The 25,220-nt window shown below is 50.4% G+C and carries 16 protein-coding genes; 11 read left to right on the top strand and 5 right to left on the bottom strand.

What is annotated here, in order from left to right; all coding sequences use genetic code 11:
• Positions 1-64: 64 nt before the first annotated feature.
• Positions 65-922: an AraC family transcriptional regulator gene (locus tag AC0YN3_RS19235; RefSeq protein WP_475776588.1), complete on the bottom strand. Its 858-nt coding sequence runs from the start codon at positions 920-922 to the stop codon at positions 65-67.
• Between the two features lie 125 nt (positions 923-1,047).
• On the opposite strand from AC0YN3_RS19235, the gene AC0YN3_RS19230 reads away from it, so the two are divergent.
• On the top strand, positions 1,048-3,138 hold the full coding sequence (locus AC0YN3_RS19230) for a beta-galactosidase (protein WP_475776587.1): 2,091 nt from the start codon (positions 1,048-1,050) through the stop codon (positions 3,136-3,138).
• A 12-nt stretch (positions 3,139-3,150) separates the two neighbouring features.
• On the opposite strand, the gene AC0YN3_RS19225 is transcribed toward AC0YN3_RS19230, so the two are convergent.
• Positions 3,151-4,098, bottom strand: coding sequence for a helix-turn-helix domain-containing protein (locus tag AC0YN3_RS19225; RefSeq protein ID WP_475776586.1), 948 nt, complete (start codon positions 4,096-4,098; stop codon positions 3,151-3,153).
• 196 nt (positions 4,099-4,294) lie between these two features.
• On the opposite strand from AC0YN3_RS19225, the gene AC0YN3_RS19220 reads away from it, so the two are divergent.
• A complete protein-coding gene (locus tag AC0YN3_RS19220; RefSeq protein WP_475776585.1) occupies positions 4,295-5,023 on the top strand; it encodes a ThuA domain-containing protein in 729 nt (242 codons plus the stop codon).
• Between the two features lie 90 nt (positions 5,024-5,113).
• Here AC0YN3_RS19220 and AC0YN3_RS19215 read toward each other — a convergent pair whose 3' ends face one another.
• Both AC0YN3_RS19215 and AC0YN3_RS19210 read right to left on the bottom strand, forming a co-directional pair.
• The gene (locus AC0YN3_RS19215) at positions 5,114-5,512 is read right to left on the bottom strand and encodes a hypothetical protein (RefSeq protein WP_475776584.1); all 399 of its coding nucleotides are present in this window, start codon (positions 5,510-5,512) and stop codon (positions 5,114-5,116) included.
• Between the two features lie 409 nt (positions 5,513-5,921).
• The gene (locus AC0YN3_RS19210; protein WP_475776583.1) at positions 5,922-6,872 is read right to left on the bottom strand and encodes a hypothetical protein; all 951 of its coding nucleotides are present in this window, start codon (positions 6,870-6,872) and stop codon (positions 5,922-5,924) included.
• 303 nt (positions 6,873-7,175) lie between these two features.
• Here AC0YN3_RS19210 and AC0YN3_RS19205 point away from each other — a divergent pair, with 303 nt between their 5' ends.
• From AC0YN3_RS19205 to AC0YN3_RS19170, 8 genes are all read left to right on the top strand, one after another.
• Positions 7,176-8,954: a vWA domain-containing protein gene (locus tag AC0YN3_RS19205; protein ID WP_475776582.1), complete on the top strand. Its 1,779-nt coding sequence runs from the start codon at positions 7,176-7,178 to the stop codon at positions 8,952-8,954.
• A 24-nt stretch (positions 8,955-8,978) separates the two neighbouring features.
• The gene (locus tag AC0YN3_RS19200; protein ID WP_475776581.1) at positions 8,979-12,368 is read left to right on the top strand and encodes a tubulin-like doman-containing protein; all 3,390 of its coding nucleotides are present in this window, start codon (positions 8,979-8,981) and stop codon (positions 12,366-12,368) included.
• A 2-nt stretch (positions 12,369-12,370) separates the two neighbouring features.
• Positions 12,371-14,773, top strand: a complete 2,403-nt coding sequence (locus AC0YN3_RS19195; RefSeq protein ID WP_475776580.1) for a transcription initiation factor TFIID — start codon at positions 12,371-12,373, stop codon at positions 14,771-14,773.
• A 58-nt stretch (positions 14,774-14,831) separates the two neighbouring features.
• Positions 14,832-16,121, top strand: coding sequence for a vWA domain-containing protein (locus AC0YN3_RS19190; RefSeq protein ID WP_475776579.1), 1,290 nt, complete (start codon positions 14,832-14,834; stop codon positions 16,119-16,121).
• Positions 16,122-16,140: 19 nt separating this feature from the next.
• A complete protein-coding gene (locus AC0YN3_RS19185) occupies positions 16,141-16,776 on the top strand; it encodes a beta-mannanase (protein WP_475776578.1) in 636 nt (211 codons plus the stop codon).
• Between the two features lie 14 nt (positions 16,777-16,790).
• A complete protein-coding gene (locus tag AC0YN3_RS19180) occupies positions 16,791-18,050 on the top strand; it encodes a TRAFAC clade GTPase domain-containing protein (RefSeq protein WP_475776577.1) in 1,260 nt (419 codons plus the stop codon).
• On the top strand, positions 18,050-21,070 hold the full coding sequence (locus AC0YN3_RS19175; RefSeq protein WP_475776576.1) for a GAP1-N2 domain-containing protein: 3,021 nt from the start codon (positions 18,050-18,052) through the stop codon (positions 21,068-21,070). Before AC0YN3_RS19180 ends, AC0YN3_RS19175 begins: the two co-directional genes overlap by 1 nt.
• 466 nt (positions 21,071-21,536) lie before the next feature.
• Positions 21,537-22,643, top strand: a complete 1,107-nt coding sequence (locus AC0YN3_RS19170; RefSeq protein WP_475776575.1) for a Gfo/Idh/MocA family protein — start codon at positions 21,537-21,539, stop codon at positions 22,641-22,643.
• Between the two features lie 86 nt (positions 22,644-22,729).
• On the opposite strand, the gene AC0YN3_RS19165 is transcribed toward AC0YN3_RS19170, so the two are convergent.
• Positions 22,730-23,272, bottom strand: coding sequence for an NADPH-dependent FMN reductase (locus tag AC0YN3_RS19165; protein ID WP_475776574.1), 543 nt, complete (start codon positions 23,270-23,272; stop codon positions 22,730-22,732).
• Positions 23,273-23,611: 339 nt separating this feature from the next.
• Between AC0YN3_RS19165 and AC0YN3_RS19160 the strand changes: the two genes are divergently transcribed.
• On the top strand, positions 23,612-25,216 hold the full coding sequence (locus tag AC0YN3_RS19160) for a response regulator transcription factor (RefSeq protein WP_475776573.1): 1,605 nt from the start codon (positions 23,612-23,614) through the stop codon (positions 25,214-25,216).
• The last annotated feature ends 4 nt before the right edge of the window (positions 25,217-25,220 follow it).

The raw sequence follows: 25,220 nt of genomic DNA, 5'->3' as shown, positions 1-25,220 counted from the left end.
GTATGTGCCCCGTTGTAGACTACATTGTATGATCGATTCCAGAAATGAGAATTAAATTCTTCTATTAAAGAAGCTGGCTGCCGTTCTCCTTCACATACTGCTTAGGCGTGGAGCCATACGTCCGTTTAAACATGCGAATGAAATAGCTTGTATCCATGCCTACCCGCTCTGCTACCCTCTCGATCGTAATGCCCGGATGGTCATGGAAAAGCTGAATGGAGCTGCGCATGCGCAGCTGCAAAATATATTGCTGCGGCGTAATGCCGAGGCTTGCGACGAATAAGCGGTGGAAATGCTGGACGGAATATCCGACCGCCCTGGCTACGTTCGAGAGTGATAACCGCTCATTGTAATGGTCATGAATGAGCTTAATAGCCGAATTGAGAGCCCTGTTCGGCTGCGAAATGGGCAAAGGGCTGGTGTAATCCTTATTGAACTTGGTTTGGCCCTCCAGCAAAGTGAGCGTAATATCGTAAAGCAGCTTTGAGGTTTCCCAATAGGCATGCTCGCCATTTAAGCTGATGAGATGCCAAAGGGAAGAGAGCTGATTCCATAAAGCTTGGAAATTAGGCGCGTGCAGCACTTTTAGAACGAACGCGTTCATCTGCTCAAGCAAAGGAGCGGCCGCTTGTCCCTGGAAAGCGATAAAGCCTAGGTCCCACATCGCGTTGCCGGATAACTGAGGGAAGTAGGAATGCGGAATGTTGGCAGGCAGAATAAGAACCGTGCCAGGGGTCATGACGAGATCCGGGTAGCCTTCGATACGGAAAACGCCTGTGCCGCCTCTGGATAGGAACAGCTGGTGCGCTGAATGCCCGACCGGGCGGGTCAGCTGCTTTTGTTCATGGCTGCCAACGCAGCAGACGTAGAGCGGTAGAAATTTCTCGCGGTTCGCAAACTCTGCGAGCAAAAAAGGCATCATTGGCGTTCAACTCCACGTTAGGATCGTACGATTATTGGAGCGTTCTATCCTATCAGTATAAAGGAATCGTGAACTATGATAAAGCTAATGAGAGAAAATGACGATTGTAGAAGGAGCGGAAACAGATGACTGAAAAGTACCCGCCAATAAGCGAGAAGATCCCATTCTTCATGCATGGCGCCGATTACAACCCAGACCAATGGCTGCATGCGCCGGGTATATTAGAGGAGGATATTCGGCTAATGAAGCTTTCGGGATGCAATGTGATGGCTATCGGCATTTTTGCATGGACGGCGCTTGAACCGGAGGAAGGACGCTTTACATTCGAATGGCTGGACCGCGTGTTGGATGCGTTTGCAGATAACGGGCTGTATGCTTGGCTAGCGACACCGAGCGGGGCACGGCCGACGTGGATGTCCATGAAATATCCAGAAGTGCTGCGAACAGAGGCGAACCGCGTCCGCAACTTGCATGGTATGAGGCATAACCATTGCTACTCTTCGCCGGTATACCGGGAAAAGACAGCCATCATGAACGGCAAGCTGGCCGAACGATACGGGAGCCACGAGGCGGTCATTGGCTGGCATATTTCCAATGAGTACCATGGCGAGTGCCACTGCGAGCTTTGCCAGGAACAATTCCGGCAATGGCTGCAAGTGAAATACGGAACGCTGGAATCGCTGAATTTAGCTTGGTGGACTTCGTTCTGGTCACGCACGTTTACGGCTTGGGAGCAGATTGAATCACCGGCACCGCACGGCGAATTCGCGATGCATGGGCATAATCTCGATTGGCGCAGGTTTGTCACGGATCGGACCGTCGATTTCTGCAGGCATGAAATCGAAGCGGTAAGAGCGATGAATTCCACCTTGCCCGTCACCACAAATATGCATATGATCGACAGCCTGGATTATCGAAAGCTAGCAGCCATTATAGACGTCGTTTCCTGGGATGCCTATCCGATGTGGCATGAACATAAAGACGATAGCGAGCTGGGGTCAACCTTTGCCTTTCACCATGATATGTACCGATCATTAAAGCGAAAGCCGTTTCTCTTGATGGAAAGCGTTCCTAGCGCGACGAACTGGCAGGCAGTCAGTAAGCTGAAGCGGCCAGGCATGCATAAGCTTTCTTCCTTGCAAGCGGTCGCACACGGATCAGACTCGGTGCAATACTTCCAATGGCGCAAAAGCAGAGGGGCTAGCGAGAAATTCCATGGTGCTGTGGTGGATCATGCCGGACATGAGCACACTCGCGTATTCAAGGACGTAACGGAGCTAAGCCATACGTTAGCGGATATTTCACAGGTTGCAGGCACGGTTACGCCTTCCGAGACAGCGATACTATTTGATTGGGATAACCGCTGGGCGATTAACGATGCGTCTGGCCCGCGCAATACGGGCATTCATTATGAGGAAACCGTGCTCATGCATCACCGGGCATTCTGGCAGCAGGGCATTCCGGTAGATGTCATTGGAGCAGCAGAAGATTTCTCGCCGTATCGGTTAATCGTAGCGCCAATGCTCTACTTATGCACCGAGGAGACTGGACGCAAGCTGGAGAAATTCGTGGAAAATGGCGGCACTCTCGTTACGACGTATTGGTCAGGGATCGTAAACGAACATGATCTATGCCATCTGGGGGGATTTCCTGGCCCGTTAAGAAGGACGCTAGGCATATGGGCAGAGGAGATTGAGGGCTTATACGATCAAGATACGAATAGGGTATCCCTGATCGAGTCTCATGCGTTGGGACTAGCAGGAACCTTTGAATCGCATGAGATCTGCGAGGTAATCCACACCGAAGGTGCCGAGATCATAGGCATATACAGGGATGAATTCTACGCGGGAAAGCCTGCGATAACCGTCAATCGGCTAGGCATGGGGCAAGCCTATTATATGGCAACACGTATGAAGGAGGATTTCCTAACTCTTTTCTACAGTAAATTAGCGGAAGATACCGGTCTGGAGAAGGCTATGAACACGGAGCTTCCTCCAGGCGTAACCGCGCAAGCGCGAACGGACGGCATGTTTGATTATGTATTCCTGATGAACTTTAGCGGTCAACGGCAAACGGTGCGATTGGATGATAGGCTCTACGTCGATATGGAGTCAAGCGAGGCCATGGCCCGAAACGTTGTGCTGGAGACACACGGGATCCAGATCTTAAAGCGAGAAGCAAACAGAAGCTCGCAGCAGTCTGCCCCGTACGGTTAAAATAATGAGCGATTAGAGAACGGCTTGTATCCTTTCCATCGCGACTTTGGACTCGCTTCGCATGCGCAGCTTGAATTCCCGCGGCGAGCACTGATTATGCCGTTTGAACAGCTTGTAAAATTGAGCCATATTGGATATGCCCACTTCAAGGCTTACTTCGATGATGCTAAGATCGCTCGTCAGCAATAGCAGCTCAGAACGCTTGATACGCTTATAGTTGACGTACTCTACGAAGGAGACGCCCATCGTTTTTTTGAAATATTTGATGAAATAGTGGTAGCTCAAATTAAGCATGGCGCAGGCTTCCTCTACGCAGAGCTTGTCATTCAGGCGGTTGTTAATATAATCAAGCACCGGGCGCAAGCGGTTAATTTCGGCTTCGACGGTATAGTTCAGCACGTTGCGCGTATCGTTTCTTAACAATAGGAGCAGCATTCTCTTTATCGTCGAGCTAATGGATATCTCATAGCCTTTCAGCCTTGTTTGGGATTCTGCGAATATGTCGAGTATGAAAGAATGCGTTTCGCGTTTGGCTGCCTCGCTGAGACCGAATATATAGTTGAGCTTGTCAAGCGGCTCAGTCAGCTCCGAGAAGCAGTAAAGGTAGGGCATCGTGCTCTGGTCAAAATGCTTCCCCAAATCGACTTGAAACACGATATAATGCAGTGCTTCCGCAACCGGCTTATGCGTTCGGTGAGGCTGGGAAGCGCCTAGCACAATTACATCGCCAGGTCCGAGGATGCGATAATCATTTTTGCTTTGTACGCCGAGATGGCCTTTCAGAATAGCAAGGAATTCCACTTCCTTGTGAAAATGCCAGGGATGCTTCTCCATGCCGCTAGTCAGGGGAGCGTCGGCGGTGATCTCCCATATTTTCAGGAAGAGCAGGGGATTCTGATAAATGACCTCTTCATTTATCGCTTCGGTTACACCGGAAGCAGTCGTTTCAATTATAGTCATCGGTACAACCTCCTATTCGGAGTATATCATTTTTGGAGATGAGTGAAGCATCAAAAAGACGGCTATTGTGCATTTTTTGAGAGATTCTCGAATAGGAAGACACTTTTGAACATAAAATCGGCATGATTTAGCCTTTCTCTGAAGAGGCGGATTTCCTATACTGAGACTAATCGAGCTAATAAGGAGTGCTAACAGAATGGCAAAGGTAACGGTATGGAACGAAAATCGCCACGAGAAACAAAATCCGCTAGTCGGTGAATTATATCCTAACGGCATACATGGCGCCATTGCAGGTTTTTTAACAGAAGCGGGCTTTGATGCCGGGACGGCAACGCTGGATGAGCCGGAGCACGGCCTGACGGATGATGTTTTGAACGATACGGACGTATTGATTTGGTGGGGGCATCTAGCACACGGAGACGTTACGGACGAAGTGGTTGAAAAAGTAAGACAGCGCGTGCTCAACGGGATGGGCTTGATCGTTCTCCATTCGGGCCATTTCTCGAAAATTTTCAAATTGCTGATGGGCACGAGCTGTGATTTGAAATGGCGCGAAGCGGACGAGAAAGAGCGTCTATGGGTAGTGGCTCCGAGCCATCCGATCGCGGAAGGCATTGGTGAGTATATCGAGCTGGAGAAGGAAGAAATGTACGGTGAGCATTTCGATATTCCTGCGCCGGATGAGCTTATCTTTACGAGCTGGTTCGAAGGCGGCGAGATATTCCGCAGCGGCTGTACGTTCACCCGCGGAAACGGCAAAGTCTTTTATTTCAGGCCCGGCCATGAAACGTATCCTACCTATTATAACAAAGACATTCAGCGCGTCATCGTCAATGCCGTGAAGTGGGCAAAGCCGGTTGACCGCAAGCGTCCCGTATATGGGAATGCACAGCCATTAGAGAAAATTTCGGCTAAAGACAACTAAACGTATTATGCAAGCTGCAAGGCTGCATGCCTCCGACATCGGTGGCGTGCAGCCTTTTTAGTTCCAGGAAATGTCCGGAGGCTTAATCGGTTAGCGGCGTTTTCGATTGGCTTTACTGCGTGATGCCGCGACGGCTCTTGATCTATGTTTTTGTTTTTTAGTCGTTTTTGAAGGAGAAGGCACGCTTTTGACGAAAGCTTTTGCACCGAATAGATTGCCTGCCATTTTGAGTGCAGGCCGCATTTGCTGGAAAATGCCGAAAAATTGCTGGACTTTGCTCATCATGGACATCATTCCGTCGAGGCCGCCAAAAACGCCTATTCGGGAAAAGGAAGGGCGTTCGCTTTCAGGAAGCGCCGCTGCAGGTGCTGCAGGTGCTACAGGCATTGCCGGCAATGCGGGCGATACGGGTGACATGGTAATATCCATCAGTGACTCGCTTCCTGTTGGAAGAATAGCGCTGGTACGAGCCTTTTTTATTCGTTTCACTATCCATCACTTTCCTTTCTTTCATGATTTGCGTCAAAGCTTCTAAACGATTTGGATAGCTTATAGCTAGCGGAATTGATTCTCTCGCGGCTATTTGTACCTCCTTTTTCGTATTTTATTTAACATATGTACGGACCTCGTGCTATGATTGGATATTTGTTACCGAGACTTTTAATCTACGACATTAGCCTTGTGCTGCTTTTAATAGAAATCACCAGAAGACACAAAATGGCTGCACAGGATAGATCGCCTGTACAGCCATTTTCTTTGAAATATAGGAAAGCATATGATTTTGCCGACTTTTTCTATATTTCTCCGCGAAACGTAAGCTAGCCGCCAGAGGACGGCTTCAGCCGTTTAGGCTTATTCCCATCGCTTATTATGGCTCAAATCCATTCGATCGTTCTGTTTAGTCGCGATTCCGACTGCCGAGCTGGAAATCCTCGTCAAATGTATACTTTTCGTTATAAATAGCCATGACCTCTTCATATAACGGCCCATTGCTGGCTTGCGCATTGCTCTGAAGCATTCGATACAGCCGCAGGAAGCGGTCTTTTGGCAGCTTGCGCGCATACCGAAGAATCAAATAGGGATAGAGTGTCGTATACCTCTTCAACCGCACTGCAGCACTTGCGACGTTCACAAGGATGCTCTCGCCATGCTCCATTTTTAGAATTTGCGACTCATGGAGCAATACGTACCGGAACGTATTTTCTTTCAGCAGGTCGCGTCTAATTTTGGCGAGCTCGCCAATATATTCGACGAGATCGGGATCGAATTGGTCCATAAGCAATGGATCCAGCATTAAGTCCATGTCCTTGCGCAGCACAAAGGACTGGAGCAGCAAGACTTGTTCGATACGAAGCTGGTCCGTATGAACGAGAGCCCCGATCTCCCGGAGCATCTCGTAAGCGAGCGTTTTGTTGCCGCTCTGAAAGACGCCAATGGCCATTTCGCGGTCATGGGCAAGCCCCGCTATGAGAGGGTATGCCTCCTTGCGAAATAATGTTTCAAGTTCTATTTGCAAAAGTGCAGGGGTCGACCGTCTTTGCATCGTCCATAATAGAGCGAGTAGCGACATGCCTCCTAGAGCGAGCAATGTCGTTTGCATCGCAGACTGGCTCATGAAGAGGCCGATTGCTATTAGCAGCAATACGATCAATCGCGATCCCCATAGCGAGCGGCGCAACGTGGAAGCGGCTCGTTTCTCCACCTGCTGCAGTGCCGATTTGCCGCATACCGGGCATTTTTCTTCGCCAAGAACGGTAAAGTGATTGCAGCTGCGGCAAATTTTAAGCTTATTGTAAGGAAAGCGTGTTTTAATATAAGGAGTAAGGAGCACCGGCTGTTTTTTTATCATTCGCGGTCACGCTGCCCGCTGCTTTTTAGAATAGATAAGACCAGTTTGCTAAGCTGTTCCGGAGATGGGGCCTGTTTTTGTTTGGAACGATATCGGATGACATTGATGACGACAAAAAGAAACAATAACCCTAGGCAGACGTATGTAACCATGTATGGTCCCTCTCTTACAGTAAAAGTGATTTATGGAAATCTATCAGGTATACTTACTTAGTAGTATACCACCTTACTGGGAGCCATGACTAACAGCGACTATAGGACTAGCAGATCGGGCCCGTTCGTCCCACTACAAAGGAGTACAAACATGAAAAGACTTAAACGAGTTACACGACAACTTATATTGGCTTCCGCAATATGCTTGTTTTCATTCAGCAGTCTCTCTATTGCTCAGGCAGCGCAGGGAACGTCGCGAATCGACGCGGTTCTGGTCCTTGATGTGAGCAATTCCATGAGCACGAGCGATCCGGGCAAAATCGGCAACGAAGCGATGAAGATGTTCATCGACATGCTGTCGACAAAGGGTGACCAGGTCGGAATCGTTGCCTATACGGATGAGATTCAGCGCGAGAAGGCATTGCTGGAAATTGAATCAGCTGCGGATAAAACGAATCTGAAAGGCTTCATTGACCAATTGAACCGCGGTGCCTACACTGACGTTTCCGTTGGGGTTAAGGAAGCCGTGCAAATATTGGAGGATGGCGCTGATCCTGCACATGAGCCAATGATTATCCTGCTGGCGGATGGAAACAACGATTTCAATGATGCATCCGGCAGAACGCAAGCACAGTCTGATGCAGACATGGATAAGGCCATTCAAGAAGCGAACGACAGCGGCGTGCCGATCTACACGATTGGGCTGAATGCGAATGGGAAATTGAATAAGGAGGCACTCGCCGAGCTATCGGATATGACCGGAGGCAAGTCGTTCTCCACCGACTCGGCGGATGATCTGCCGCAAATACTGAGTGAGATATTTGCCAGCCATCTCGATTTGAATGTCGTTCCGGTGGATTCTTTTACGGCGGACGGAAACTACCAAAACGTGAAAATCTCCGTTCCCAACGCGAACGTGCTGGAAGCGAATATTTCGATTATGTCATCCCAGCCCGTGGAAGCGAAGCTAATCGACCCGTCTGGCAACAGCGTCGCCATTCCATCGGATGATATCCTGCTGTCGAAGTCAAAGATCTATTCATTGATTAAGCTGCTTACACCGGTCGAAGGTGATTGGACGCTGCAAGTAAAAGGCGTTAACCGCGACAAAATCGATATCAATCTTATTTTCAACTACGATCTGGGTTTGGCGATAGATCCCCTTGCCCAAACCTCCTATTCAAAGGGGGATGCCGTTACAGTCCGTTCTTATTTGATCAGCGGCGGACAAAAGTTGAAGGATGAAGAGCAGTACAGCAACATGAGCGCGGTTTTGCTCGTTAAGGATTTGGATACGGGAACGACGAAGGAAGTGCCTATGGACAATGGAGGCGACCATTTCGAAGGAACGTACAAGATCGAGGATGAACATGACTACGAAATCAAAGTGAAGGCGGAAGAAGAGAGCTTCTTCCGTGAAACCGAGGCGGTCGCGATTACGGCTAAACGGGCAGGATCAGGGCAGACAACACCGGACCAGCCTGCCGTTGAAGAAAAGAAGCCGTTTCCGGTCGTACCTGTCATATTAGGTGTAATTGGTCTCGCAGCTGTGCTTGCGGCAGCGTTTTTCATCCTGCGGCTTCTGAAAAAGGCGAACAGAGGCTTCGTTGGGCAGCTTATTATAGAAATTAGGGACGAGAACACCGGTGACAAAACGTCGCCTCAGTACAAGAAGCTGTCCGCCTTTAAAGGCAAGCTGCTGCTTCATCAACTGCTGCAGCTCGCACCTGAGCTTAAGGAAACGGAGAAGGTAGTATTCAAGCCAGGCAGCAACGATCGTATTGTTTTGCAAAACGGCTCCTTATGCACGATCGAGAAAGCAGGGCGCACCATCGATGCATCCCATGCATTCGAAATGAAAAGCGGAGACCGCATCACGGTGTCTCTGAAGCAAGTGGACAAAACGATATTCATTGAATATTTGGTATAAATAGAGCCCTGGAGGGAAATAAACATGAAACCGATCGTAAGAGAACATATACAGCAGCTTGACGTATCGCTTGGCGGAGGCATCGTCAGCGAGAAAATCCGGGTTGATACCATCGACAACCCGATTCTGATTATTGGACTCGGGGGTACCGGCATCGATGCGCTCCTGCGCCTGAAATACCAGATTAACCGCCGGTTCAAGCTGCCGGAGGATCCAATCTCCAAGCGCAAACGCGATAAGCCGGATAACGTTGAATTTCTTGCTTTTGAAACAAATGAACAAGACCGCAATAAAAAATACAAGGGGATCGGACTCGATCCGATTAATGAATTCGTGCTGCTGTCCAATGCCGAGGTTGGGGGACTCCTTCAAAACCGCAGCATCCTGGAGCCTTACATTACCGATTGGCTGTCACCCGAGCTGAGCATTACGGACGGGATGAACGGTGCCGCGGGCGTACGCCAGGCTGGGCGCCTGCTGCTGTTCACGAAGATTAACCAAGTCGTGCAGAGCATCGACAAGAAAATTAAAACGCTGTCTGTCGGTACGAACAAGAAGCTAATGGTATTTCTGTTGACCGGATTATCCGGAGGCACGGGCAGCGGATGCTTCCTCGATATTTCGTATATCGTAAGAGGGATCATCGAGCGCGACCACGGCTCCGCAGGCATTGACCGCGTAAATACGCTGGGCTACCTGTTCACGCCGGATATCAATCTGGCGAACAAAAGCTTGAGTGACCATACGCGCGAGTATATTAAAAAGAATGGCTACGCCGCATTGAAGGAGCTCGACTACTGGATGAACGTGGACGGCCGCGGCGAGCGGTTCAAGCAGCAGTACGGCAGTATCCTATCTGTTAATTCGCCGCTTCCGCCGTTTAATCTATGCCATCTTATCTCTGCCACGAACGCGGAGGGCAAGCTGCTTGAGAATGCATACGATTATTGCATGAACGTAACGGCAGAGAATATTACGAACTTCATCTCAAGCGAAGAAAAGCAGTCGGGCGAAGAATTCGCCATACATGACTATATCAGCAACATCCGGACGAACATCGCGCAAATGAACAAGATGTACCCGGCCAACTACGATTACAATATTATCGGAGCTTCCTCGGCAGTGTTGCCAATCGAGGAAATGACGACGTACTTGGCATATCGACTGTTCAATAAAATGGATAAGATGTTCGAGAAAGCGCCGAGCCAGGATGATGTCGAGAAGTTTGCGCGCAAGCTTGGCATCGACCTCGAAACGATGATGAAAACTTTCGATTCGCGCGTGCCAGAGCCGCTTCCTGGCTTCGAGAACAGCGAACGACTGAATTACAATAACGTAATTAAGCTGCAAGCGGTCAACATGGACACCGAGCTGGAGCAGAATTTCCTTGCAAGAGCCCGTGAGGAGTACATTAAGGCCAAGAAACAGCTGCCCGGCGAAATCGTTGGGCAATTTACTGACCAAATCCGGCGAACGTTCCTGCATCCGGAGCAAGGCCCTTTCTATGTGTCGCGGCTGCTCTATACCGAGAAAGGATTCTGTTTGTTAAAAATGCTGCTTTCTTATATCGAGACGCTGCGCGAGGGCTTGCTAAGGCTTCCGCGTGAAATCGAAGCGGCAAAGGAACAGGCCGATGAGCGCATGGGCGATGCCAAAAGCGCGTTCGTGTCGAAGGATAAAAAGAAAAATAACTATATCGAAGCAAAAATCAATGAGTACTGGCTGCATGCCGACGTCGAGCGCATGGAGCAATTAATCGAATTTTACGAGGATCTTCATCAGCTTCTGAACAACGAGAACAATCGGATCTACAACGTATTTACCGAAATTTTAAATACGCTTAATGCCATTTTTGCGAAAAACGGCGATCTTCTTATGCAAGGCGATGAGCAAGCGGATCATAAGGGAAACAAAACGTATTATTGGAACATTGTCGGCGTGCCCGATATATCCGATGTGATTAGCCGCATGATGGACAAGAAAGACGGCGACGATCTCATCCGCGATTTCACGCAGGAGCTGCTCGACCATTCCAACCTTTGGGTGAAGGAGCAGGAAATTGATATCGTCAGCTCGATCTCGGAGTTTTTGACCGATAAATTCGGCGATCTCATTATGAAATCGATGGAAGAATTTCTTGTCATGAAGTACGGGAACGATGAGTCGATCGAAAAATTCGTTGAGCGCCACATCGCAAGCAAGCTGGACGAAGAGGCTGTGCCCGTCTTTCATCTGAGCAACAGCTCCGGCAATCTGCATGTACCGTCATGGGGCTTCGTTTCGGTTCCCGTACAAGCACCGAGCATACTGCGCGGCATTCGGAACTACCAGAACAACTCGATCGGCAAATCACATTTCACGATTAAGGAAAGCGAAGTGAAAAACCGGATATTCTGGCTGAATACGAGGAATGGCGTACCATTGTTCGTATATACGCCGCTTAAGGTATACGAGGAAAGCTATGAGCGCACGATTCTGGATAAGGAAGGCATCGGTCGCCATTTGGTGCAGACCGACCGCAACAACTGGACGTATTTGCCGTCTCCGATTCCCGAGAAGTCATGGGGAGATACGTATGTGAATGCTCGGGTGCAAAGCTATAACGCTAGAGTCCGTGCCGAGTTTGCGAAAGCGGAGAGCTATCAGATCATTGCCGAGAAGGGCGTCGACCACAATACGAGCAACCGTTATTCGGTTCGCTTCACGAAGCCGTTTACGCTCTCCGAGCATCTGAAACCATTCAATATGCAGCTGGATGCGGCGAAGCCGAATTTGGGCGAGGTGAAACGGGCGTTGATTGAATTGAAACGCATGCTGGCAGAAGGGCTGGAACTGGAGTCGACCAAGGATATTTTCGGAAGCTTCTCCGCGGAGCTTGCCCAAGAAAACTTGATTCGATCACCGGAGCAGCTGATGCGGGTTCGCGAAGAATTAGCCAAATACGAGCGGATTGCAGCCAAATCGGATGAGCTTGAACAGCTTCTGCTCTTGCATCAAGGCGAAGAGAAATGGTTTGACCAGTTTATCGAGGCGCTTTATACGGATACGATTTGCAAAAAAGGCGCGCTTTACGTGTACGACCGTGATCCGGAAGAAGAGGCTTGGGTGCCATTCGCCAATCTAATGAAAAGCAGCAGCTATGTGGAGCATGAGGTATTCGAGAGCTTCCGGCGCTTGGACGAGAAAAGCCGCAGCACGCTGATGCGCAAAGCGTCGCGAAGAGTGACGGAGCTCACGGCAACAGAGGACACGAAGCTATTGCTTCATAAGCTGGAGGAGCTATTTGGCCAATTCCTTGATGCGCGCGAGCGTCTTGAATACGAGAAGCTGGAGCTTGCGAACGGCGAAGAGCTGCATAGGTTCTATAAAGAAATGACTTCCAAACTAAATGAAATCCGCAGAAAGTTGAAATAGAGATGAGAGAATTGCTGAATCGTTTCGCGACCGATTATTCGGTCTCGGAGCATCAATTAAAAGGGCTTGAGGATGATCAGAGCAGCATTCACTATCCAACCGTTTTTCTATTCGTGGGTGATGAAGCCGGACATGCGATAGAGCCGATGATGCGCTCCAATGAGCAGAAATGGGACAACAATGCGGGCGTTATCTACTTGCATGTATCATCGAGGGCAGCTGCTCCGATAGAGTCGCCGTCGAACGGGATCGGCATGCAAGAGCGTCACGTATCGAAGATTTGGGTTTCAGCCTTGCATGGGCTTGTGCCAGCCGATAGCGATAAACGGTCCATTCGCAAGGAAATAAGCATTGCATTCCATAAGCAAGGCAGCCATTTGAGCAAGCTCAATCAATCATTGCGGCAGGTCAGCGATACCATTGCTGATTATGGTCGGCTTTATGCGTCGTTCGATCGACTGCATCTTGCGGTCATTACGCAAGCCGACGATCCGATGAATGTGCTTATACCGGAAATTTCGCTGCTCGCGCAATCGATATTTGAGCAGATGTTCAAATCGGTGCAGATGGATTTATACGCTTTGATCAAAGAGAGTGACCAATCGGAGACTTTCGGCTATGCGGGCGCTGCAGGGATCAGCTTCCTCCGCGAGCTCGAGGGCATGCAGCAGCCGGATTATTCGTATTCAGCTAAGCTGCAGGTTACCGGAGATGGGCTTGCCATTCCGGTAGAGCACAAGCATGCTCCTTTATTTGATCTCGTCTACTTGTTTTCTGACCGCAACGAACGCGGTATGACTACGCCAAACGGCATGCAGGACAATTATGAAATGATTTGCCGCATACTGCTGCTTAAGAACAGGAAGCGGAAGGAAAGTCCGCTTCATGCAAACGACGGAAGCTATAACAATTCATCGTTCAGAAACAGCCTGGTTGCGGAATCTGGCAGGCAAGGCTTCGTCTCGGCGGGGCTAGCCAAGGCCATGCGTCCTTCTTATTCCATTGCATTGACCGTGCTTTATCACTTATTCGAGCATATGACCGAGCGACTTCAGCGCGAGCCTGAGCTTGACAGCAAAGCGAAGCTAGCCTTTTTCGGTCTCGACAACTCGGCGATGGATGCCAGGATCGCGGAGCTGGTTCCCGGAGAAGAGAGACTGACGGACATGACCGGTCTATTAACGAGCGGTGTTCGCTATGAGCAGCTTCGCCGAATGTCGCTCAGCGAGGCAGAAGGCGTTCTATTCGGCGATAGCAGCGAGGTCTTTTTCCAAAGGCATTTCGTGGAACCAACCGATTTGCGGCTTAGCGAGATTAAGGCAACGGATGAAATACGCCGTACGGTCGCCCGTCATATGAGCGAACAGACGCTAGTCACCTTCTATCAGGTTTCTGATTGGACCGATGAGCACAAAGAAGGAAGCGTGCTGAATATGGTTCGCTTGCGGATGAAAGATTTGGCGAGAGAAATTGCGTTAGCCGGCGAGGAGCTTGCACGCATCCGTGACTCGCGCGTCGAGGATTTGAAATTTCAGCGGCTGCCGTTTATGGATAAGCAAAATCTTCGCGCTTTTATTCGTGCTTTTTTCGACACGGTCTACCGTCAGCAATGGCAGCTGTTCCGATTGGAGACAGAGCTTGCTTTGCACCGAAGGCTCGTCGCGGAGCTTGAGCTGCTTCATGAGTCCTTTCGGCTTCGAGTGCTTCAAATGAACGGGCTGGCGTCCGAGCTTAAGGAAGCGGCGCTGCAGAGCATCCGTTCAGCCGATGATTACATTGGTCAAAACGTTTTTGAATATTATGAGCGGGTCACTCATGGCGTAATGCTCGAAACGGAAGAAAAACGCGGCGCTTCGTTTCTTTTCGAAGAGAGGTATCTCGGCAATGTGTCGGGGCTGCTCGATCAAGGGGAGCAAGCTTTCTTGGAGAGATTGACCGAAGTATGCCGCAAGTACGTGCTGCGCGCGGAGCCGTTCCATCAGAGCTTCGAGCAGGAGCTGCTGCTGCGCGCCAACGTATCCGTTGCCTATAGCAATCGCAAAGCTTTGTCCAAGGATGAGCTGTTTCACCAGCTGTACCGAACGCTGGAGGAGCAGGCGGCTATCCATATCCGGCTTCTCGACTATACGCATGAGCACCGCTATGAAGAGAAATACGTATTCGGGGATCAAGAAAGCGACTTTATCCGCTACGCGATTGGGGTTGACGAAACAACCCGCATCTACAAGCTTGGCAGCGTGCATGAGAAGCGCAGCAGCGGCGTGGAGAAACTGAATCTGATGGGCGGCTTTCACTTGGAAGATTTGATGTATTACAGAAACGGCAAGGTTTATTATGAAACCTACCAGCAGAACGGGTATGAATTCCATGCGGTCGACCAAGCGCTTCTGCCGGAGCTTCGTTGAACGGTTTGCATGGATATTCAGAGCGCTCCACTAGCAAGCGGAAAGGATGCTGTCAATTATGCAACGGAAAATGAATGCGCTGCTCCTCTTGCTTAGTTTAGTCGGAGGGGCAGCCGGATTTGCAATCGGAGAATTCACGCTGGGCAAGCTGTCGGAAGGATGGCCGCGCTTCGTCGTTGTTGGCCTATATTTCGGAATCATTGCTCTATGTATCGGATTGTCATGTTTAATCGCGGAATTAATAGCTCCGCGTTTGAACGGGGTTTCATGGCGGCAGCGCTACACCGATTTATCCTGGAAGCTGCTGATTCCGTCTACGCTAGCTTTGCTGTTCGTCGTGGGAGGGCTGGTTCAGCTTATTTACGGCATGCAGTTCGGCGGCGCTAAGCCCGTGAAGGACATCGTGCTTGCCATCGATAATTCCGGCAGCATGTCCGAGACAGACCCGGATAATGAGCGTTACATAGCTGCGAAGCAGCTGATCAGCAACATGGAGAGCGATAACCGGGTAGCGGTAGTCGTGTTTAATGATACGGCGGAGCTGCTGCAGCCGTTCGTCAAGGTAGGAAGCGAAGCCGAGAAAAATCTTGTCAACGCGGCTATTGATTCACTTGAGCCAACGAATGGCGGAACGGACTTCAGCCTTGCTTTGGCGGAGTCAATGAAGACGATCATAAGCAAAGAGAACCCGGGACGCGGCACGATGGTCATCCTGCTGTCAGACGGGTTTAGCGAATCCAGCCTCGACGAGCAGATTGCGGCATTTCAAGAGAAGCAAGTCGCCGTGAATACGGTTGGACTTAGCGTATTGAACGGCGGAGGGGCCCAGCTGCTCCAGCAATTAGCTGCCGCGACTGGCGGCAGTTACTATGACGTTTCGGAAGCGAATGGGATATCGCTCGTTTTTCAAAATATTTACGATAAGCTCGACAAGCAGACGCTCCTGACAGAGCGGACTGGCGAAGCGGCCGAGAGCACGTATTATACGATTCTGCGAATCGTATCGCTCGTGATCATTGGTGCAGCCATCGGAGTAGCTCTAGGGCTGTTGTTCGACAACAGGTATTTGGCGATAAGCTTTGGCAGTGGAGGCGCTGCTGGCGGTCTGCTTGCCGGTATTATCCTGGATGCGGGTTTGTCCGGCCACGTGCTAACAGATGCGATGTCCAGGCTCATTGCCGTGCTTGTGCTCGCGGCAATCATTGGCTTGTTTACGTTAGTCGTACCGATTCGAGACAACAACGTATCCAAGCCGCGCGGGGGCGGCAGAACGAGCAGTTTGGATCGAACCGGCTCGGCAGGCATCGGCGGGCGGAAGAAAGATAGCCGCAGCCATGGATTTAAATAGAAGCGGGAGGCGGATATAGATGCGGTTTGTTGATGCAGAGGACGGTTCTCCGGCCATCACCGGCTTGACTCGCTTCATGGAGGAGGATCGCTGCACGCTGCGCTGGATTTGGCCAAGCGGCATAGATGCCGTATATATTGGGAAAATGGCTGCCGACCAATCCGCGGACGGTTTGGGAAGCAAAGGCGAGCCCAAGCTTTACACGAGGGCGGAGTATAAAGCGAATAACGGCTATCATACCCGGATAGAAGGAATCGGCATAGTAGCGTTTACGGTGTATGCCTATGAAGAGGGGGATGGCGGCCCCCTGCTTGTCCAGCAGGCTAACCGCGAGAATCGGATCGAAATCAGTGCGGGCAGAGCCAAAATCCATTATTCGGTCATGAGCAAAATCGGATTGTTCCGCAAGTTCAAAACGGTACACATCCAAGTGTCGGCTGAAGTGCCGATCGCGAAGGATGTCCTGTGCTACGTCAAGAAACAAGGCGGCTATCCCGCCAATAAGGAAGATGGCATGGCATACCCATTCGTAGCCCCTTTTGACGCGGGCAAAAACACGCTGCCTGCCATAGAGATTGGCAAAGAGGATTACATTCGGCTATTTTTCACGGACGGCAAAGTATACGGGCAATTGTATGAATTGATTTCAGTTTAAAGGAGGTAGATTGCGTGGGCTTGTTCGATCTATTCAAAAAAAAGCCGGAAACGAAGCAGCGACCGTTGTATTACGATATTGTCTGCCCTTACTGCTTTAGTAAATTCACGCCGGACGAGGTCGTATTCCGCGCTGCTCACTCCCGTGAGGATGACGAGGATTATGCTCTAGGCGAGGATGAGGAGCTGAACAAATACCGTGAGCGCTTCGGCCTCGATTCCGTGCATGACATGGAGGCGGTTCTTTATCCGCATGACGTGCCTGAGGAGCACCGGGTATATTCGGATCATGTGCTGATCGGAATCAATGATCGCTACGGGGAGCTGACGCGAAGAAGGCTTTGCCCGAAATGCCATAATGAAATTCCGGTAACGGCAGGCAAGGTGCCAAGCAACATCATTTCGATTATCGGCGCATCCCAAGTCGGGAAATCGGTTTATATGACCGCATTGATCCATACGCTTCAGAACACGACAGCCGACCATTTCAATGCGGCTTGCATGCCGCTGAATGCGGAGATCAGCCGCAAGTTCCGCACCAATTACGAGGAGCCGCTGTTCGAGCGCGGCGATCTGCTGGCGTCCACGCAGAAAGAAAAGATGCAGGAGCCGTTTATTTTCCAATTCGTCTTTAAGGATGAATCGAAGCCTCCGCTTACGCTTGTTTTTTTCGATGTCGCGGGCGAGGGCATGGTCGAACAGGATTATCTTGGGCTGCATGGCCAGCATATTAAAAATTCGGCTGGCATCCTGCTCATGGTTGATCCGCTCCAAATCCGTTCCATTCGGGAAAAAATCCGTATCAAGCTGGGCGATAAGCCGGGCGAGTGGGTTTCCCAATATGATGAGCCGCGCGACGTCGTGCTGACGATGTTCGGCGACTTTATTGCTTACCAGGACAATAACAAAACGGACATTCCGACAGCCGTAGTGCTTACAAAAAGCGATATGCTTCATTCCCTAAAGGATGAGGATGGCGAATATATTAAATCCAACAGCAATATTTTCAATAATATGGTCCACCGCGATTATTTCAATCTGACGGAATTCGAAAATATCGATGGGGAAATCCGCCGTTTCATAGAGAAGGTCGATCGGCCCTTCAAAGGCACAATGGACGTCTACTTCAAGGATACGGCCTATTATGCGGTATCGGCTCTCGGCAGCAATCCCGTTGACCAGAAGCTGCAAACGGTCGTTAGCCCGATCCGCGTGGACGAGCCCTTCATCTGGCTGCTTTACAAGCTGAATTTCATTGAAGGGAGAAGAGAATAGTGCGCGATTCCATGCCCCGCAGGATGATCCAGCAGCAGATGTACGCACGGGAGAGACGCGGTATTTTCAGATCCACGGAAGGGTACGATACGATTGCCAAATCAAGCGGCTTAGACCCTTCTTTCGTTAAAAAAATGTTCCATCCTTATTGCGTGTACGATGCGCCGACCGAGCTGGCTGCTCGCGGCGAGAAAGACGAAGCGTTGTATCCCGAGACGATGCACTTGCTTCATCTGGACAATGGCGATGTCCTCCTCGGACGCAGCATCTATCAAGCAGCGGATTTCACCGGGCTGCGCAGCGCTTTCTATACGCATAACTACTTGATTCCGAATGAGACGGGCCGTGAATCTGCTAACGACTATAAGAGCTGGCTGAAAGCCGAATTCTCGAATAGCTATGATATCGATCAGGGAATGGAGCTCTCCGAGCTCAGCAGTCTTCCGGTCCATGCGGCCTCTGCGGTCAAACCGTCGAATCGCTCGCTGCTGTCGCTGCTGAACATCGGGGAGAAGCCGTTTAAGCAGCTGCTGTACGCGGTGATGTCAGCGGTCAGCGGCAAGAAGAAAATGTATGTTTCGCTTGACGTTCCGATCGGGCAGCTGCCTGAGAAGGCCGTGCAGCTGCTGCATGTGCTTTATGCAAGCTTGCCGTATGCTTACCGTAACCAACTCGGCTTCATTACCTATGCGAAGGAACCCCAGAGCCGTAAATCGATCCATCTTACGTTTGTGGAGCAAGGAAGTCTGCGCCCGGGAGACCGAAGCATCGAGAAGGATTATACGTTCGATTTCGTAAGCGGGCGTATATCGAATGTCGAGCTGGACGGCGCGGAGCATCCGTTTCTGGATGATGTCTGGAACCATTTGGACAATCCCGAGCATACGGACCGCTTCTTTCAATTCGCGGAGTCGATGCTCGCTGGCGTGGATCCGGCTCGTCGCCTTGCAGCTGCGAGCTATCATGAGCTTAGCGTGCTGTATCAGATCGAGGAAGGCAACGAAGCGCTGTATGAAGCGCATAAACCGATGGTGCTTCGCGTGCTGCTCGATTATTTGCGACCGGCAGGAGCGCTTGATAACAAGCTCCGCCTGAATGATTTGATGCTATCGCGATTTGATTATGAATTTGACAGGGTTAGGCAAGGTTTAGTGCCGGAAGCATTTATTATTGAGGCGTTTAAGGACTATTATGCGATTGACCGTCCGAATATCGAAAGCAAGCTCGTAACCTATTTTGTCCATGCGCTTAATGATGCGGCAAAGCGAAACGGGCAGGAGACGATTGATTCCATCTATGCTGCCGTCGAAAGCAACCACGCTTTAAGCCAGGCGTTTTTCGCCAAGCTGTTGTTCGATAAGAGGCTGGCTGATCGTTTGTTGCTGCCTTTTATCGAGAAGAAGCTAAGCGCCTTGACCGGCGCAAAGAGCTTGCTTGAGCAAATGGAAAGCCTCGGAAGCACACACCCGGCGTTGTTCGGTTATGAATCGTTTCAAGAGCTTGCCCGCCAGCAGCTCGCTTCAAAGCTGGAACGCGAGCGCTATTCGATTACGGCGAGCAGCAGCGTATTGACGCAACTGAGCAAGCTGGCTGGGGAGGCGCGAGCGCAGTCAAGAAAGCAACCGGCGGCTTATCCCGCAGCCGACTTGTATGAGCTGCTTGAGCTAGCCGTATACCGCGGCATGCTGACGGAGCTCAATCTGGATAAGCTGACCAAGGAACAGCTCGGCAAAGCGTCTTTTCTTAGCCATAAGGATCAGCTTAAGCAGTGGGAGAGCGAGCTGCGTGATCCAAGGCAGAAATCGTCAGCCCAAATGCTGCTTTCGCTATATGACTGGTTGATGCTTCCAGAGCCAAGTGCCGACCTTTTCGGCCGGTTGGCGCCCGCGGAGGTGGACCGTGTTCAGCAGGCTGGCCGCCGGATGCTGTCCGATCAGCTGGAGCTGAAGGAAGCTCCAAGACTTACTATGGCCTTTCTAAACAGCTCGGATTTGGAAGCGGTCGATTACGCGGGGCTGATTGATTACTGGCAGCAGCACGCTCAAAGCAAAGAGCTGATTTACCGGTTCTTCCAATGGACGGAGAAGGAGCCTGACTTTATTAAGGCAAGGGGTTTTGTGCCGGCCTATGCAGCGGCAGTTGTCGGCTACTTCAAAAAGCATGATCGGAATGCGTTCAAAAAACGCATGAATCGGAAGCTCTTTTTCGAAAAGGCTGGCCCAGCCTTAAAGGCCGTATACAAACAGGCGGAGCGGGAGCTCGCCTCTCCGCTTGCCAAGCTTTTCAAGCAGAACCGCAAAGGGACGCTGATTACTTCAATAGCTGCTATCGGCGTTGTTCTGGTAACCGCAGGCATTATGTTTTCGTTATCCGATAAGGGAGATTCGAAAAACGAAGGAGCCATATTGCCTGGAGCTACGCCAACGGCCGAAGCGGGCTCCGACGAGCCGGATACGCTTGTATATGCGGAGGATAGTGAGGCGGCCGAAGGGGAAGATGCGACTACCTCGCTCGTATTTTTGTTCAAGGACGGTGCAGCATGCGCCGCATTTGCGCCAAACACGTTGAAGATTCAGGCGCCAAGCGCGGAGGCGGTTGAGTATAAGGAGCTGGAGCTGCTTGCGAATTGCGCGGACACGTCTGATGCGGACTTGAATACGGTTAATCCTGGAGGCACCGAAGAAACGAATGGATCAGATGGCTCTGATGGATTAAATGGAACTGAAGGATCGATTGGATCTAATCCTACTGAGACAGAAGCTCAGATATCCCCGGCGGTAACGCCTTCGGAAACGCCTATTACGGACGGAACTTCGGCTACAGGCAATCAAGCCGATGCTGGCGGCACGGCGGATAGCGCCACAGACACGAGTCCGCAGCCTTCGCCGAGCGGTACGCCGGACACGCTGTTCGCAAATTATGAAAGCCGGGTGGTCATACAGCTTGGCAAACTCGTTGATTTTCCTGACGATAGCGAAATTATGATTGGTGAGACGGAATATAGGCTGACTAAGCTTTAATGAAGGCTTTGCAGCATTCCCCTAAAGGAGTAGCGCAAATCGGCGAATCGGATTGTCTAACATTCGAGCTGACTATTCTCTTTCCGTAGTTGAGTAAACGAGTTTATGAGTATGAGAACTCGTTCATTATTAGAGTAATGATCCAGTCATAGAACAGCAAACCTGCCCAGTCGAATTCATTCGGCTGGGCAGGTTTTTTATACCAGTTCCGTTCATAACCGTGATGAACCAAATAACACTTGCTTACATGCCTATTATTTCATCAGAGAAGTTTTCTGTTCCGGAAGCATTGGCTGCCATGGGGGATGAACGGAATGCCGTGCTTTCGCAAGCAGGCGAAAAGAGAAAGCGATCATTTTTAGAAGTTTACGTAGCCTCTAAATCGGTTAAATACAGTATAACGCAATGGGATCAGAATCATTCGGTCGCGTGAAAACGAAGCGTTTAGCAAAAAGGAGGTGCTCATATGGATATGGGCAAACTGAGAGTAGGAATCATTGGCTGCGGAGCCATCGCGCTGGAGAAGCATCTCCCCGCCCTTGCAAAGCTCAGCGACAAAGTAGAGCTGGTCGCATTCTGCGGCAGGCACGAGGAGACGATTCGCAAAGCGGCGGACGAGTATGCACCGCAGGCTGCCTTATATACGGATTATCTGGATATGGTCAAGGACGCCAACATTGATGTCATCCATATTTGCACGCCTAACGTGCATCATGCACCGATGGCGGTTGCCGCGCTTGAAGCCGGCAAGCATGTCATGTGTGAGAAGCCGATGGCGATTAATGCGCATGAAGCGAAAAGAATGCTGGATGCTGCGGAGCGCACCGGCAAAAAATTGACGATTGCCTATCAGAACCGTTTCAGAAAAGACTCGCTCTTGTTAAAGGACGCTTGCGTAAGGGGAGATCTGGGTGAAATTTACGTGGCAAAAGCCCATGCGGTGCGCCGCCGGGGCGTCCCTACCTGGGGCGTTTTCATGGACAAGGATTTGCAGGGCGGAGGCCCGCTCATCGATATCGGAACCCATGCGCTGGATTTGACGTTATGGTTAATGGACAACTATGAAGTTGAATCGGTGACCGGAGTAACCCACAATAAATTAAGGGAACAGAACGAGGCGAATCCGTTCGGTCCTTGGGAGCCTGAGGATTTCAACGTGGAGGAATCGGCTTTTGCTTTCATTAAGATGAAGAACGGCGCGACGATCTATCTGGAAGCGGCTTGGGCGCTCAATACGCTTGATGAACGTGAAGCCATGACGACGCTATCCGGCACCCGGGGCGGGGCGGAGATGCGCAGAAATGCGCTGACGAATACCGATGAGCTCGTGTTTAACGGTGAAATGTTCGGCAATTTGGTCGAAACGAAGCTGCAAACCGCAGCAGGCATAGCGTATATTTCGCCGGAGGAAGAGACGATTGCAGACCGCGAAATCGGGCAATGGATCGATGCGATCATGCTGGATACCGATCCCGTTGTTATGCCGAAGCAAGCGTATATGGTCACTCGAATACTGGAAGCTATCTACGAATCGGCGGAAACCGGGAAAACGGTTGAATTAACGGAGGAATAGCATATGCAAGATTTAAATGGGCAATTGTAAAATGTAAGGATATGTAATCAAAAAAACCTCGGCTCTTTAAAGAGCCGAGGTTTTCATTATGAACGCAGTGTTTTTAGCGCGCCGCTCCAAGCGAGTACTTGGTCGAGCATGCCGTTGACATTCGTAAGGTGGAGGTCAGCAGGCTTGAACACGGAGCCGTTCTCGAAATCCGTGAACAGGGAAAGCGCAGGATGCACGCGAACGTCTGCGACAGACAATTCGCCAAGTATGCCTCTGAGATGCTCAGCGGCGCGAGCGCCTCCGACCGATCCGTAGCTAACGATGCCAGCTGCTTTATTGTTCCAAGCATCACGCGCATAATCAAGCGCATTCTTCAAGGCGCCCGAGATGCTGTGGTTATATTCCTGCACGATGAATACGAAGCCGTCCAAGCTTGCCAGCTTGGTATTCCATGCCGTTGCCTGCACAGTCGCATCTTCCTCGCCGAGCAAAGGAAGCTTGTACTCCGCAATATCCACGATCTCGTAATTGGCATCATCGCGCTTGTCAGCAACGCTCTTCACCCATTCGCCGACTTGCGGGCTTAAGCGACCCTGACGGGTGCTTCCCAAGATAATACCGATATTTAGCTTTGACATTGTTATTGCCTCCTCTAAAGTAGTTTGCTTCTAAATAGTCTTTCAAGCATTAGAATGGTCAACCAGCTCTTAGAATTATGCAGGATGTTGCGATACAATGTGTAAGCGTTGGTTTTATTCTCCAATTGCTTGTACGACAAATATGATAGCGGTCAGGATACCTAATGTCAAGCTACTTACAAAAAGTTTGTATAAAAGCTTCTTTATGTATGCAACAATGATCTAATAGGATTCCCCTTATCCAACTATTTTCTCCTTTAGCTTCATTCCCAATTTCGCGTGTAGGCGCTACAATAAAGGTAGACAATCGTTTAACCATACCGCTAGTGGGATGTGATTATGATTTCGAATCGAATGGAAATTCTAGTGGTGGATGACGAGCCCAAGCAGCGCCGCGGGTTAGCGGCAATGGTACGTTCCCTTCGGCCGGAGTATAAGGTCCATGAGGCAAAAAATGGAAAAGAGGCGCTGGAGCTTGCTGAGACGCGTGTGCTGGATATCGTATTTACGGACATTCAGATGCCGCTGGTGAATGGGATCGATTTTTTGAAAGCGTTAAACAATCAAGGCTCGGACATGCCAAAAGTTGTTTTTGTAAGCGTATACCATGAGTTTGATTATGCGCAGCAGGCACTTCGGCTTGGTGCAAAAGACTATTTGGTCAAGCCGGTCATAACCGAGCAGCTGGAGCCGATTATATGCGAGCTGGAGCAGCAGCTTCTGCAGGAGAGCGCGCTTCAATTAGAGAAGAAGAGGCTGAGTGATCAGCTTGCACATACAAAGCCTGTCTATCTCGAGCATTTGCTGTACAAATGCTTGACGGAAGAACTTCAGGCAGCCGAACGCAGCGAATTGCGAAGCCATTGCGCGCTAAGCGGCCAGGGAACGGTGCTGATCCTAGAATCCAACTCTGATGGCCGTCCACAACATGATGCCGAATGGAAAAGCATTCTGAAACGGGCCGTCACGCAAGCTTTATCGAGCTGTGCGGATGCGGTCATTGTCGCACCGGAGCATGAGAAAGACCGCCTTTATATTATGGCTGCATGGAAAGCGGGGACGACGGGAACGGCGTGCTTGCAGCAGCTGCGTAAAGCGTTAAACCAGCTGGAAATGCTGTATGGCAGGTCAATCAGCGTTGGCATTGGAGAAGAAACGGAGAGCATCGAAGCTGATATGCGTCACTGCTGCGACGGCGCTAAGCATGCGCTGCAGTATTTGTATTACTTCCCGGAAGGCATGTGGCTCTCGGCGAATGAGCTGCGAAGCCTTCAAGGCAAAGAGCACAGCTCACCGCTAACCGCCAAGGACATTGACGATATGGAGCTGGCGGTCGCAGAGATTCAAACGGAGCTGGCGGTCTCGACCTTAGTATCGCTGCTCGAACGGATGGCTGTGGGATATCCAGCCCCGTTCCGGCTGCAATGCAGCGCAGCTCAGCTGCTTTCGACCTGTCTGAAGCGGGCTCAGCTGGTCATTGATGAGGAAGGATACCGATTGCTTGCGGGACGAATCGACCAGGAGCTATTTGAAGCGAAGTCCTTCAAGTCCATGAAAGATATCGCGGCGCAGCTGCTTGCGGATATGACGAAGCAGATGAAAAAGGATAAGTCTTCGCGCAGCGACCTGATCATGCAGAAATGCCGGGAGTTTGTCGAGGATAACCTGCACGAGGATTTGGGACTTGAGCTCGTTGCGACAAAGTTTTTCTATAACCCGTCGTACTTCAGTATTTTATTCAAAAATAACGTCGGCGTATCGTTTACTGATTTCCTCGTCAAAATGAGGATGCAGAAAGCGCGCGGCTTATTGCTGCACTCGGATCTGAAGGTGCAGGATATAGCCAGGCAGTCAGGCTATAAAGACATTAAATATTTCAACAAGGTGTTCAAAAAAACGTTCTTGTATTCCCCGGAAGAATTCCGAAGAATGTTCTCATCCTAATTAA

Source organism: Paenibacillus sp. J22R232 (assembly GCF_056269165.1).
The sequence above is the reverse complement of the archived record's forward strand: the minus strand, read 5'-3'. Positions and strand labels throughout refer to the sequence as shown.

Bases quoted from the DNA above. Each gene is read 5' to 3' on its own strand.
- AC0YN3_RS19235 (WP_475776588.1), bottom strand. From the start codon at position 922: ATGATGCCTTTTTTGCTCGCAGAGTTTGCGAACCGCGAGAAATTTCTA.
- AC0YN3_RS19230 (WP_475776587.1), top strand. From the start codon at position 1,048: ATGACTGAAAAGTACCCGCCAATAAGCGAGAAGATCCCATTCTTCATG.
- AC0YN3_RS19225 (WP_475776586.1), bottom strand. From the start codon at position 4,098: ATGACTATAATTGAAACGACTGCTTCCGGTGTAACCGAAGCGATAAAT.
- AC0YN3_RS19220 (WP_475776585.1), top strand. From the start codon at position 4,295: ATGGCAAAGGTAACGGTATGGAACGAAAATCGCCACGAGAAACAAAAT.
- AC0YN3_RS19210 (WP_475776583.1), bottom strand. From the start codon at position 6,872: ATGATAAAAAAACAGCCGGTGCTCCTTACTCCTTATATTAAAACACGC.
- AC0YN3_RS19205 (WP_475776582.1), top strand. From the start codon at position 7,176: ATGAAAAGACTTAAACGAGTTACACGACAACTTATATTGGCTTCCGCA.
- AC0YN3_RS19200 (WP_475776581.1), top strand. From the start codon at position 8,979: ATGAAACCGATCGTAAGAGAACATATACAGCAGCTTGACGTATCGCTT.
- AC0YN3_RS19195 (WP_475776580.1), top strand. From the start codon at position 12,371: ATGAGAGAATTGCTGAATCGTTTCGCGACCGATTATTCGGTCTCGGAG.
- AC0YN3_RS19190 (WP_475776579.1), top strand. From the start codon at position 14,832: ATGCAACGGAAAATGAATGCGCTGCTCCTCTTGCTTAGTTTAGTCGGA.
- AC0YN3_RS19185 (WP_475776578.1), top strand. From the start codon at position 16,141: ATGCGGTTTGTTGATGCAGAGGACGGTTCTCCGGCCATCACCGGCTTG.
- AC0YN3_RS19170 (WP_475776575.1), top strand. From the start codon at position 21,537: ATGGATATGGGCAAACTGAGAGTAGGAATCATTGGCTGCGGAGCCATC.
- AC0YN3_RS19165 (WP_475776574.1), bottom strand. From the start codon at position 23,272: ATGTCAAAGCTAAATATCGGTATTATCTTGGGAAGCACCCGTCAGGGT.
- AC0YN3_RS19160 (WP_475776573.1), top strand. From the start codon at position 23,612: ATGATTTCGAATCGAATGGAAATTCTAGTGGTGGATGACGAGCCCAAG.